General features: G+C 70.4%; 7 protein-coding genes. All 7 read right to left on the bottom strand.

The annotated features are described in order from the left end of the window. Window positions 1-21: 21 nt before the first annotated feature. On the bottom strand, window positions 22-2,121 hold the full coding sequence (locus Vgi01_RS00825; RefSeq protein WP_204289859.1) for a DEAD/DEAH box helicase: 2,100 nt from the start codon (window positions 2,119-2,121) through the stop codon (window positions 22-24). Window position 2,122: 1 nt separating this feature from the next. Next, a complete protein-coding gene (gene brxD / locus Vgi01_RS00820; RefSeq protein ID WP_204289858.1) occupies window positions 2,123-3,427 on the bottom strand; it encodes a BREX system ATP-binding protein BrxD in 1,305 nt (434 codons plus the stop codon). Continuing rightward, window positions 3,424-6,120, bottom strand: coding sequence for a BREX-2 system phosphatase PglZ (gene pglZ / locus Vgi01_RS00815; protein WP_204289857.1), 2,697 nt, complete (start codon window positions 6,118-6,120; stop codon window positions 3,424-3,426). The genes brxD and pglZ overlap by 4 nt, the downstream gene beginning before the upstream one ends. Window positions 6,121-6,163: 43 nt before the next feature. After that, window positions 6,164-9,997, bottom strand: a complete 3,834-nt coding sequence (locus Vgi01_RS00810; protein ID WP_204289856.1) for a DUF6079 family protein — start codon at window positions 9,995-9,997, stop codon at window positions 6,164-6,166. Window positions 9,998-10,111: 114 nt separating this feature from the next. Continuing rightward, window positions 10,112-12,133, bottom strand: a complete 2,022-nt coding sequence (locus tag Vgi01_RS00805; protein WP_204289855.1) for a hypothetical protein — start codon at window positions 12,131-12,133, stop codon at window positions 10,112-10,114. After that, complete coding sequence (locus Vgi01_RS00800) at window positions 12,130-12,390, bottom strand: hypothetical protein (RefSeq protein ID WP_204289854.1); 261 nt, start codon at window positions 12,388-12,390, stop codon at window positions 12,130-12,132. Before Vgi01_RS00800 ends, Vgi01_RS00805 begins: the two co-directional genes overlap by 4 nt. Beyond that, window positions 12,387-12,731, bottom strand: coding sequence for a DivIVA domain-containing protein (locus Vgi01_RS00795; RefSeq protein WP_204289853.1), 345 nt, complete (start codon window positions 12,729-12,731; stop codon window positions 12,387-12,389). The genes Vgi01_RS00800 and Vgi01_RS00795 overlap by 4 nt, the downstream gene beginning before the upstream one ends. Between the last annotated feature and the right edge of the window lie 109 nt (window positions 12,732-12,840).

Here is a 12,840-nt window from a genome sequence, read left to right as displayed (position 1 = left end):
GAGAGCCTGCCAACCGGACGATCAGGTCACGACGAACCGGACCGACTCACTCAGCACACTCACCGCGGCCTTCGGATCGGCTAAACGAGCGGACAGGGTCGCCGCCGCGAGCTGCTTCGGCAGGGCGGCACTGAACTTGAGGCCGTCGAGCGCCTTCTCGCTGACCTCAGGAAGACAAAGCCGAACGCTGGCATCGGCGGTCTTCTGCCGCCATTCAGCCGAGGTCACATTGTCACGCAACCGGATGCTGTGATCGTCGAAACGCTCCATCGGATCGACCACGTCACCGAGCGTTGCAGTCAAGGTCGCGTTTGCCCGGATGCCGGCCCAGGTCCACCAACGGAGGTCCCCGCCTTTCTCGCGGACGATGAGAGTGCCGCCCGGGTGCACGAGATGCAGTTTTTCCTCGCGCTCGCGCGCGAGCCGCTCGATGGCGCGACGGGTCAGTCGAACCGGCGGATCGGCTCCGAGCAGGACCTCACGTACTGCGCGGGTCAACGCGAAACCCTGGTACGCCCAGCCGGTCCCGGACCAGCGCGCCCGACCTCCGCCGTCCGTTGCTTCGACGAAACACCGCCGCCGTCGCCAGTCGATGTAAGTGACCCGCCAGCTCCGGCCGCCCAGCAGGAGCCGACGGTCGCCGCGGACCTCCTCGGTGAGCAGACTGGGATCTACGCGCCCCAGTTCGGTGCGTCCCAGCAGAACCGTGAACTCCGGCGGGCCGGAAAACACCGCCGTCAGATCCATGAAGTGTCGGCGACCGAAACGCGCCTCGGCAGCAGGACCGATGAAGAGCATCCCCCCGTCGTGGTCAAGGTATCCATGCTCAACCAGGTAACGGAGGATTGGCTCCGCTTCCTCCCCGAAGGGCGGCAGCTCATTCCACGCCTGCACCCACAGCTTGTCGCCCACCTGATGTTCCTGCAGGCAGAGGGCGAGCAACTGTTGGGCGACAATGTGCCGAGGCTCCGGCGGTGCGACGACCGGCTCGACCCAGCCGCGCGACCAGAGCAGCAGCAATGCGGCAGCCTCGGTGAGCGCCGCACCGTCGAGCGCCAGGAACAGGCAGTTGCGGCTGCTACCAACGCGCCGGCCGGCACGCCCGATCCGCTGCAAAAAAGACGCGACGGTCGCCGGAGCATCAATCTGGATCACCCGATCGAGGTCACCGACATCAATCCCGAGTTCCAGAGTGCTGGTGGAGACGATGGCACAGTCCCGCGCCTCACTGAATGCCTGTTCAGCCCGGCGCCGCTCGTCGATGGAAAGCGAGGCGTGCGACAGAAATGTTGTCACTCCCTTTGACCGCAGCAGCTGACCGAGTTCTTCCACGGTCTGCCGGGATTCGCAGAAGACAAGTCGTTTCTCTCCGCGATGCAGCCCAGCAATCACCGTCGCCGCGTTAGCGAGCGAGCCGACATAGTCCAACTCGATGTCGCCAGGCGGCGGTCCATCGGCCGCAGTAACCAGGTCAGGAGCCACCACCTCGGCTGGCCGACGGCCGCCCCCCGAGCCCTGAAGCCAGCTGAGCAACTGACCCGGATTGCCGACGGTGGCGGAGAGCCCAATCCGCTGCAGGGGACGACCGGCCACCCGAGCCAGTCGTTCCAACACCGCCAGCAGGTGCCAGCCCCGGTCGTCCCCGGCGAAGGCGTGTACCTCGTCGACGACCACGGCGCGCAGCCCGGCGAAGAAACCTTGGTGGTCGACCTTCTCGCTGACCAACATGGATTCCAGTGATTCGGGAGTAGTAAGGAGAATGTCGGGCCGCTCGTAGAGCACTGCCCGTCGTTGTGCAGCGCTGATGTCACCGTGCCAACAGGCGGCACGTCGACCGAGCCATCCGGCGTACTGCTCGACGCGGGGCTGCAGGTTGTTGAGCAGCGCTTTGAGCGGGGCGAGGTAGAGCACCGAGGTGCCCGTCCACCGCTGTTCCGTCATCCTGGTCAGCAGTGGAAACAGCGCGGCTTCCGTCTTACCGCCCGCCGTGGGCGCCAGCAGCAGCACGTCCGCGCCGCCGCGCACCGGGGCGATCGCGGCCCGCTGCATCGGCCTGAGATCACGCCACCCCAGGCTGTTCACCAGGTGATGCACCACCACCGGGTCGAGGTCGAGCGACATGTCAGATCGGCAGTTCGATGTCGTCGGCCGACGCTGCTGCATTCCGTTCGATGTCGGTCAGTTCGTCAGCCCGTAGGGTCAGCTGGTAGTGCTGGCGCGGATCCCAGTCCTCGAACTGGTCGACCCGATCGAAGACGTCCGCCACCAGCTTCTTCAAGTAGATCCGAGGTGCCACTCCCACCTGGCCACCGAGGGCGCCGGTGACAGCTCGGGCCAGCAGGGCCAGATAGTCGTCGTCAATGCGGGAGACCACTGCGGCGCTGCCGTAGATGGTCCGTACCCGTCGGCCGAGGTCGACGAGCGCGTCAGTGGTGAAGCCCGGCAGCCGCAACTGGGTGGCGCGCGGATTGTCCCAGCGGGCTTCCGGCCCGAAGTCGGTGGCGAGGCGCTGGGCCAATGGCGCGAGCCGCTGCACGCCCTGCGGGCCGTCGTAGAAGGCTGGCGTCCCGGTGATCAGCACCATCAGGCCCGGAAAGCGGTCGGCATGTACCTCGTCGATGAGCTGACGCAGCGAGTTGAGGGCCTTGTCGCGGACGTCAGAGCGTACTCGTTGCAGCGTCTCGACCTCGTCGAGCACCAGCAACAACCCTTGGTGCCCACTGTCACGTAGCACGGTCAGTAGGCCACGCAGAAAACTCAATGCGGCGTAGTGGTCGAGGTCGCCTTTGACTCCGGCCGCCCGGCGCGCCGCCGCCGCGACGTGCGGCTGGCCGCCCAGCCAGGCAGCGAGACCATCCGCCGTGGCGTGGTCCGCGCCTGCGCTGGCAGCCCGGTAGCCACGTAGCGCGGCCGCGAAGCCCGGAGTAGTTCGGGAGATTTCTCCCAGCCGACGCTCCAGCAGGTCGTTTACCGCGCGTTCGAGGGCGTCCGCGTCGTCCTCGGCGATCACACCGCCGGCCAGGACGTCCTCCTCAAGAGCGAAGATCCACCCATCGAGTACGGGCCGGAACGCGCTCGGCGCGAACTGTTCGGTGCTGAGGTGCTCGACCAGACGCCGGTAGACCGTCTCCATCCGATGCAGGGGCGTTTCCAGCTCCGAGATCTGCACCTCGGCGGCGGCGAACCCGCGTCGTTTGGCGCGCTCGGCGAGCCATCGGGTGAAGAAGGTCTTGCCGGCGCCGTACTCGCCGCGTACCGCTTTGAAGACGCTGCCGCCGCCGGCCACCCGGTCGAGGTCGTCGTCGAGCGCGGCGGCGAATCGTTCCAGCCCAACGGCGAGAGCGTCCAGGCCGTTGCTCGGTACGACACCGCGACGCAGCGCATCAATGATGTCCCGGCGACGGCGGGCGGAGATTTCCGCTGTCACTGCGGCTCCAGCTCGAACTGCTCGATCAGCAACTTGCGGTTGAGGTGGACCGTCCGACCGTCCGCGTCGACCGTGAGTACGGGATAGCCCTCGACCTGGAGAAGCCGGCGCAGCACGGTGAGCGTGCCGGTGATGCGGTGCGCGGGGATGCCGGCCCGCGCCGCGAGGGTGTCGAGGGTCGCCCGGTCACCGCCGGCGACCAGGGTGCGCAGCAGTGCGGCGACCCGTTCGTCGGTGAGCGACAGCCGGGGGTCACGCCGCTGGGCGTACCGGTCGCTGGCCAGCAACGCGGTCACCAGGTCGAGCATCGGATCGACAGCAGGCGCAGCGGCGGTAACGGGTGCGGTGGCAGGCGTGGTGGCCATCAGATCGAACAGGCCTTCGGGCTGGTGTTCGATGGGACGACGCGGACGGCGTCGAGCGATCGGGGAGGCTGACTTCTCGGACGGCTCGGGCAAGGGTTCACGCCACCACTCCGGGCTTGCCACCGGGGCACCGGACCAACCCGGTACGGCGGGATCCTCACCGGGAGTGAACACGAGCAGCGGGATGACCGCCTCGGCCGCCGAGGCACCACCGTGGTAACCGGCCTTGCGTGGCCCGTACCGCACCTCTTCTCGCCAGGGCACGACGATCTCGCCACCAGCGAGCGCCACCCGGCTGCCGACCAACCTGACTTCGGCGTCACCTGCCGGCTCGCTGGCCGGACGCCACCGGTTCTCGCTGCTGGAGCTGGGCAGAACCATCGCGTCCGGTCCCCGGTCGACGACGTGACCGTGATCGGAGACGACGACCACCACCCGGTCGGTCACGGAGGCCAACAGGTCGTCGACGGCGGTGATGGTGTCGGTCCCCCAGACGGTGGTGCCCGGCTCGCTGCGGTCGAGCGCATCGTCGATGGTGTTCACCACGGCGGCCACAAGTGGGACCGAGGGATCCTCAAGGGCAGCCAGCACCTCCCGGTCGAGCGCCATGCCTGCACCGGCACGCAACGACGCCTTGTGCAGCAGTCGCCCGGCGGGGAAGCGCAGTTGGAACGCCTTCCGCTCGGCCTGCTGGCCCCCGGTGGCGATGCGTCCACTCAGCAGGCTGCATCGGCTCACTTCGGTCACGGTGGGTAGCGCCGCCAGTACGCCGGTGCGGGGTCCCCCGTCGGGAGTGAGTTCTACCCAGGCACCCCTACGGGTGACCGACTCGGCCACCTCGGTCGCCGCCGCGACACTCATCCCGTCGAGCACCAGCAGCAGGACGCGTTTCCCCTGGTCGAGGATCGGTTGGACCACCCGATCCAGAACGTCCTCGACGCGCAGCAGGGCTCCGGGTTCGCTCTCGGCGGCGGCGAGCAGGTCGGCGAACTGGCGGTCGTGCCGGGACCGACGGGCGTCCACCGCCTGGTGCAGCAGCCGGTATGCCGCAGCGACCTGTGGATCGGGGTCTCCGGCGAAGACATCGAGCCGCGCGCGATCCACCCAGCCGTCCTGCTGAACCTGCCGGTGCAGCGCCTCCAGCAGCGTTGCCGGCGCAGCGGCGTCGACGGTGCCGAGCCAGCGGAGCAGGCGTACGGCCATCCGGGCCGTCTCCAACCTGCGCGGCTCGACAGCCCGGTGTGCCTCCACGGTGGCCAGTGCCGTCTGCACCCGGGCGACCGCGGCCGGCAGCGCGACACCACCGGCCGGTACGGCGAGCCGGACGGCGTCTGCGAAGGCACGCAGTCGCTGCAGGAATCCGCTGGGCAGGATGGTCGATGCGCCGATCAGCTCGGTTATTCCGATCTCGGCGGCAATGGTTTCGGCTCGGCGCAGCATCCGCATGGCCTCGGCCGTGCCGTCGACGCCGGTGTCGATGGTCCGGTAGACCCACGCTTCGGCTGCCTGATGCAGCGCTTCGGCCTGCGGTGGTGTCAACGACAGTCCGCCGAACCTCGGTTCCAGTCGGGTCCGGCCGACCGCCGCCACGACCTCGTTGCCACCCGTGTCGGTCCAGAGCAGCCCGGCCAGCAGGCCCATCGGGATGACGTCCACTCCGTGTCCGGCCCGCACGGCGGCCATGATGCCGGGGACGGCCCGGCCTGCGATGCCGGTCAGGTACGCCGTGATGCCATGCGCCACGGCGTCGGGCGCGTCCATGAACCGCCGTTGTCGGGTGGCTTCGGTGGTCCATTGCACGAGGCCGCTGTCGTCGAGTGCGGTGGCCGGCAGGCCGAGCAGTTCGGCGGTGAGGCTACGCAGCGCGTGGTCGCGGGTGAGAATCGTGCCGGGTGGTGCCGGCCATCCCTCAGGGGGGGCGTAGTCGCTGAGCGCGTCGGCGACCCAGCGTCCGCTCCGCACCAGCATGGGATCGTTGCGGGCGACCCCGCCGAACAGTTGCCGGACCAGGTCCCACGGATCGATCTTGCGCACGGTCTGCTTACTGAGATGGGCGAGCAACCCGTCGCCCAGTTGACTCTCGCTCAGATCGGTGAGCAGCACCAGCCGTTCACCGTCGACCCGATCGTGTATCGCAGCCCGTGCGGCCAGGGGGGTCGGGCACGGCACCACCCGGATCCGCACATCGCGAACGGTGAACACCGGGTCGCCCTGCCAATCGGGGCGGGTAGCCAGCGCGATCGCGTACCCGGGTTCATCCTCGGCCAGCCACGCCTCGACCTTGCGTCGCACTGCCTCGGGTGTCGCGACACCCTCCGGAGCACTCACGATGACACCACCCCGACCGTGACCGGCTCAACCCCAGCCGCCGTCACCGGGTCTCCCAGGTGACGGTGATCTGTCGGCCAGCCGCTACCGCCGCCTCTATTTCGGCGGCGACCTCTTTCCAGGTGGCCAGGTCGGAGACTTCGTGTTGCCGGGCGCGACCGACTCCGATGCCGCCGGCCTGGTGCCCGGTACCGCCCGGCGCCAGGTATGTCACCTCCGGCTGAGCAGGGCTGCCGCCGTCACCGGAACGCACGTCCCCGGGCAGTCGGGGATCGGGCACCATGCCGCCGCCCCCGACCGTGCCGCCGCCCGGTACGGGTCCGTCACCGGTCGGACGCTCGGATGCCGGGTCCGGGGTCGTTGCGGGCGGGCGGGCCGAGGCATCCGCGGCGAGCAGTGCGGCAGAGCTGCTTACCGCAGCCTCAAGGGCGTGCACGAGATCCTGCCCGTGTTGCTCGTGCTGGACGACACTGCGCAACTGGCCGATGATCTGACGCGCCTGCTCGTCCTTGGCCGATCGGGCCAGAACGACCTTGAGCAGCGGCCACTGGTGTTCCTGTCGAAGCGCACGACCGAGCGGGCCGGCCTGGCTGAGCAGCTCGCCGACGGCCGGGTCGTCGACGTCACCGAATTCGGCAGCGGCAACGGATTCGACGAGAACGACATCGTCGCGCTCGCTGGCGATGTCGGCGACGAAGCGGGCCGCTCGCCGTGCGGTGGCGAGCCGCCCGACGGCTGCGGCAGGGTCCAACCCCAGCACCTCGGCGTGCCTGGTCAACTCGTCTACCAGCCCGGCGGCGGCATCGCGACGGTCCCTGGCCGCCTCACGCAGCGTGGCGGCGAGCGTGCCCAGGTTGGCCGGGGTACGCCAACCCGGCAGCACCTTGCCGAAGAGTTTGGCGCCACGGTGCACCGCGTCCGCCCAGGCCTGTTCGTCGGGCATCGGCGGGTGCCGCAGCTCCATCTCGTCGTCGCGTACGGCGGCCACGCTTGTCACGTCGACCTTGCCGCCCCGGTAGTACCAGGCGAGCTGCTGTTCCAGCCCGAAGACCAGGATGATCAGGTTCTGGAGTTCCCGGTCGAAGCCGAACGGGGCCGGCACGTCGATGAGTTCCCGCAGCCGGGCCACCGGGAAGCGGTCGGTGTAGCCCTCGTTGGCGGCGGCCTGCAACAGGTGTCGGCTCCAGCGGCAGGTCGAGGTGGTGAGCACGTACCGGCCGTCGTCCAGGTCGCCGAGGCCGAGGTTGTTGCAGACGCGACGCAGGGTGCGCTGGTCGGCGGGGTTGGCCACGGTGACGCCGCGCGCGGGGTCGGCGGCGGCGCGGGTGGCGTACTCCAGGATCTTGGCCAGCTCGCTGCGGGTGACCGGCTTCTCGTCGTCGGGCATGGCCGGGCGGCCCGGGTAGGACCAGGCGAGCAGTTCCCCGGTGAGGTGGTGGAATGCCTCGGCGAGCGTGCCGCCGCGCGGATCGCCGAGGTGCAGGCCCTCGCTGAGGGTGTGGAACACCCCGACGCTGTCGTCGCGCACGTCCGAGCCGTGGGAGGTGGCCGACCCGTACGCCTGCATCAGCGCGCCGAGCAGGGTGCTGCGCAGTTGCGACTGGCGTTGCTGGAGGTAGACCCGGCCCTGTTGCCGGTCGGCGAGGGACCAGTCGGCGGCGAGCGAGTTGAGCCGGTCGCCGGTGCCGTTGCCGAGCAGATAATTGATCTTGGCGAGCTGGCCGACCTTCGCCATCATCTCGTCAGTCAGGAAGAACGGCAGCCAGAACACCGTCCGGGAGCCGCGTTCCAGGCTCTCGATCCGGGACCGGTCGGCACTCCGCTCGAAGCCCTCAAGGTCGAATGGGTAGTCGATGATCACCCGCCAGGCTTCCCCGCTGGCGATCAGCGCCGAGACCGGCATGCTGTCGGGGTCACGCACGTTGCCGAACTTGACCTGGATGGTGTGCCGCCCGCCACGCCAGTCACGCGGGTGCAGCAGCTCACCGAGCTGGCCGTCGGCCCCGATGATGCCCATCTCGGCGGTGACCATCTCGCGGATCAACTGCTGCCGCACGCCGGTGGTGGTGGTCTCGTTGTCGGGCACCAGGTCGAGCAGCTTGTCGTAGTCGACAGCGTGCAACTTGAGCGAGAAGACCGGGTCGGGTGTCTTGGTGATGTGCAGCTCCCCGGCGCTGTCGGCGACCCGGTTGAGCCGGTTGAGCACGATCTGCCCCTCGTAGCCGGGGATCGGCGAGGTGATCGAGCCGAAGTTGAGCGCGTGCAGCTTGGCCGCGGTGAGGTTGTGCAGCGCCGGCACCTCGGGCACCAGCGCGCCGAGCAACAGCGTCTTGATCAGCTTGTCGTCGAGCTGGAACTGTTGGTGCCCGGCGGCCTGCTCCTCGGTGATGTTGTTGATGTTGAGCAGGATCGGCCGCAGCTTCTGGAGGTAGAGACTGCGGGCCGATTGGAACAACTGCTTGAGCTTGGGCCGGTCGGGCAGTTCGCCGTGCAGCACCAGCGGGTCGAAGAGGGCGGCCACGCCGATCAGGTCGTTGACCCGCAGGGTGTCCCGCCGAGCCACGAGCAGCTCGGTCATCACCTTGAGCGCGGTCCGCTCCCGCTGCAACGCCTGCGACAGTGCCACCAGGGTGGCGACCAGGGCCGGCGAGAACGGGTAGAGCTTGCGGAAGGCGGAAGCGTCGGAGCCGATGCCGGCGTCGCCGTACTGGGCGCCGAGCAGCAGAGTGTCCCAGACCTGCCGGTTGCCCTTGACTGCGGCAAAGGCGTTGTCAATCACCGCTCGGCCCTCGTCGGTGATCGGCTTGAGCAGTCGCTTCTCGGTGATCTCCGGCAGGTTGGTGTCGGCCAGGGCGATCTCGCCGAACCGGCCCTGCACGCTGCGCATGACGTGCGCGAGAGCCTCCCGCTCGGTGCCGCCGACCTGCGGGCCGAGGAAGTCCTCCAGGTTGCGCTGCCGAGCCACGAAGGAGATCAGCGGCAGCGGCCGGGTGGCGTCGGCGGACTCCACCAGCTTGTTGAGCTTGGCACCCTCGGTGTTGACGAAGACGTGATCGCTGAGTTTCGTGGAGAGCCAGAGGATCAGCTCGTCGAGGAAGAGCACAAGCGCGTCGTACCCGAGGGCCTTGGCATGTCGGGTGATCACCGCGAGGCCGGTGTCGAGGTCCAGGTATTCCCCGCTGCGTACCGCACCGGTGAAGAACGTGCTGGTCAGGGCGCTGACCAGCAGGTCTCGCTGCTCGGTGCCGGGCGCTGCCGCGGCGGCGTCGGCGTAGCGCTCCGCCGTCCAGCCGGCCTTCCGGGTGACGTGTGCGGCCAACCCGGCGCCGCTGGCCACCGGCGTGCTGCCGCCGTCGTGCAGCGCGGCGAAGAACGCCTCGTCGCCCATCCGTTCGCGCAGCCGGGCCGCGTCGTCGAGCAAGGCATCCGACCGGTGTACGGCGGGCACGGGTGCCTCGGGGTGCAGTGCGGTGATCTGGTTGAGGTACCCCTCCAGGATCGCCTGCTCGACCGAGCGCGCGTCGAGCATGTGAAAGGTCAGGGTGAGCAGCTTGCGGTCACGCAGCCACGGGTCGGCGGCGAGCACCGGCTCGGCCAGACCCCGGATCTGCCGCGCGTCCGGGTTGTGCTGAAGGATCTCCCGGAGCACCGCCATGAAGTGCGACTTGCCGGAGCCGAACGAGCCGTGCAGGAACATGGCTTGGGAACGCCCGGTGGTGACGGCGTGCCCGATCCGCCGTAGCGCCTCGGCGAAGTTCTCCCGGAGTTGCTCCGTGACGACGTACCGCCGCAGATCGGCACCCTCGGCGGCCCGGACGACGAAGTCACCGTCGCCCACCGACGTCGGAATCTCGATCACGTCCCGCAGCAGGGTCATCACCGCTCCTCGTTCCGCCGCTCCCCGTAACGCCGCGCCACCGGCGACCCGACGATCCTAAGCCGTCCCCCGCCCCCTGCCGTCGATCATGGAGTTGTGGCGCTTGCTCCTCCCTCACAGCCGCAGGGCGGAGACGGCGTCGTCGAGGGTGGCCGCCCGGGCGAGCGGTTGGACGAGGCCACCCTCGGCCAACCAGAGCCGGCAGCCCGTCCGGCCGAACGAGGCCACCACCGGTTGCCCGGCGTAGTGCCGGCCGACCCGGCGCAGCAGGACGGTCGGGTCCGGCACCGGCGGCGACGGTGCCGCCTGCGGTGCGGGTACCGGCCGTTGCGGGTCGCGAGGCACGGCGGCGAGCAGGTGACTGTCGAGGTACTCGACGCAGCGGGCCACGGCCAGCTCGACGCTGGCACAGAACGGGAACTCCGCCCCCACCTCGGCGTCCCGCGCCAGCAGCCGCACGTCCCACCGCTCACCCTGGATCTTCGTCGGGTCGCCCGCGTCGAGCCGATGGTCGCAGTAGGTCAGCACGACGGTCAGATCGAGCGCGTGGGCGAGCCGCAACAGGTCGGTCAGCGGCGGCGTGTCGGGGGCGGCGGCCAGCACGAACAGCCGCGCACCGGGCAGTCCGGCGACGATCCGCTCGACGTGCCGCCGGGCCGGCTCGACGGCGGGGTCGAAGACGGTCACCGTACCGTCGAGCAGGTCCTGGTCGACCGGCTGCCTCTCGTCGAGGCGGGTCAGGTCGGCCGGGCGTACCCCGAACGTCTCCGCGTGCCGGCGCAGCCGCCAGTGCGCCCCCAGTTGGTGCACCGGGCTGCCGTTGGGCTGGTAGCCCACCACGGGGGCCGGCTCTCCCGGCACCGACCGCCACGTCTCGTGGCTGACCCGACGCAGGTCCGTCACGGTCACCGTCAACGCCGCCGGGATCCGGCCGCCGTCGCGGCAGGTGAAGCAGGCCAGCGCCGACGGGGCCAAACCTGACCCGGAACAGCGCGAGCACTCCGGGTCGGGGCCGGGCGCACCGATCCGGCAGTGGCAGCGGCGCAGCCGGGTTCCGGGCCGGCAGTCCGGGCACGGCCGGTGCTCGACCGGCTCGCCCCACCAGGCCGGGTCGGGTGGTTCCGTGGCACGGCGTACCGTCTCCCGCACGTACCGGACGATCTGGCCGGTGTCCCGTTCGTGCAGCTCCTCGACGTTGCCGGCCGGGCAGAGCCGGGTGTGCCACCAGCGGCCGTCGCGCCAGATGGCCTGGGCCCCGGGCGCGTCGCCGGCCAGGTCCGCGAGCACGGCCGCGCCGAGCCGGTCCAGGTCCACCTCCGGGGGTACGCCGGCAGCCGGCACCGACCGCATCGTGTACGCGGGGGCGTGCCGGCCCCGCTCGTCCAGCCGGTGCATGGCGCTGGTGACAGTGGTGCCGGTGACCGCCGAAGCCAGGTCGGCGGGCCCGCTGACGTCCTGCCCGCCCGGCACCGGTGAGCCGGGCAGCTCGTAGCGGATCTGCCAGGTCAGCCAGTCGTACCGTCGGCGGGCGTCCACCACCAGATCAAGGTGCAGCAGGTCGGCCAGCCCGCAGAGCCGGGCCAGCTCACGGCCCGGCTCGCCGGGCGCGGGAAGCTCGCTGCCACGTCCCACGTAGACCCGCCACGGGTCGAAGTCCTGCCCGGCCAGGGCCGCCGCCTCCAACCTCCACCGCTGCGGTGCCGGCAGGTCGGGCTGCCACGATTTCGGATACCAGGCCAGCACGTCGTCCGGTTTGCGCCCGGTCCAGCGGGGTCGCAACCCGCGTACCCCGACGGCGTCGGACAGCTCGGCGACCACCGGCTGCGCCCGCCATACCCGTTCCGCGTCGACCTGCGGCACCACCGGGCCGCCGGGCACCAGCCGCCGCGACGCCGCCGCCCCGGTGTCCAGGTTGACCACGGTCACCACGAGTTGCGCCCGCCGTAGCCCACCGTGCCCACACCGGTGGCACGCCTGCGCCACGCTGCCGTCACCGCCACAGACCCGGCATCCGGCGTACGTCTCGTCGCGGTACCGGTCCCCCTCGACGAGAAGCTGGTCGCCGCCGGCAGCGCAGTAGCACCGCCGCACCTGGAAGCCCAGCCCTGAGCACTCGTCACAGTCGACCATGCTCATCGGCGACCATCTCCCAGCCGGCGGGCGCACGCGCCGTCGTGGTCGGCCCGCAGCAGGCACCGCCCGCCGGTGGGCAACCGCAGGTCACAGAAGACCCGATGGCGTACGCCCTGCTGGTCTTCTGCCGACACGGTGGCCTCCCCCGGGTCGGCCTGCGGCAGCACCGACGCCCACCGGGCCACCACCCGGGCCATCCGCTGCGCCGCGAGCAGGTCGGACGCGGTGACCGGCAGGTGTACGACCCACCGCCCGCTCACCGGTGGTGTCCCTGGTTCGCCGGCCGCTGGTGGAGACTTGCCTGCCGCGCCTGCGCCTGCTCGGACTGCCACCGGCGCAGCGCCTCCCGGACCCGAGCCGCCTCCCGATCGGCCACGGCCACCTGCCGGTAGGCAGCCTCCAGGTCACCGGCCACCCGGTCGAGGAACTCGGCGACCTCCGCCGGGTCGTAGCCGCGCCGCCCCAGCCGGAACCGGCGATCCCGCACCTGCCACGGCCGCAACGGCCGATAGCTGGTCGAGCGGTAGCAGGTGCCGGTGTGATGCCGCTCGTCACGCTGGTTGCCGTGCCGACCGGCGCGCCGCCGGAATGGGATGCGCATGACAGACCTCGCTCTCCTTGGCGTAGGCGATGTGGATGGCGGGTCCGTCGGCCCGCCGCGCACCGACGGACCCGCCCGGCACCTGCCACCGCAGCCCTCCTCGGCAGTA

Source organism: Micromonospora gifhornensis, assembly GCF_016863515.1.
Lineage (GTDB): Bacteria > Actinomycetota > Actinomycetes > Mycobacteriales > Micromonosporaceae > Micromonospora > Micromonospora gifhornensis.
The sequence above is the reverse complement of the archived record's forward strand: the minus strand, read 5'-3'. Positions and strand labels throughout refer to the sequence as shown.

Excerpts from the sequence above, each read along its gene's own strand:
- Vgi01_RS00810 (WP_204289856.1), bottom strand. The coding sequence starts at position 9,997 with ATGACCCTGCTGCGGGACGTGATCGAGATTCCGACGTCGGTGGGCGAC.
- Vgi01_RS00825 (WP_204289859.1), bottom strand. The coding sequence starts at position 2,121 with ATGTCGCTCGACCTCGACCCGGTGGTGGTGCATCACCTGGTGAACAGC.
- Vgi01_RS00795 (WP_204289853.1), bottom strand. The coding sequence starts at position 12,731 with ATGCGCATCCCATTCCGGCGGCGCGCCGGTCGGCACGGCAACCAGCGT.
- Vgi01_RS00805 (WP_204289855.1), bottom strand. The coding sequence starts at position 12,133 with ATGAGCATGGTCGACTGTGACGAGTGCTCAGGGCTGGGCTTCCAGGTG.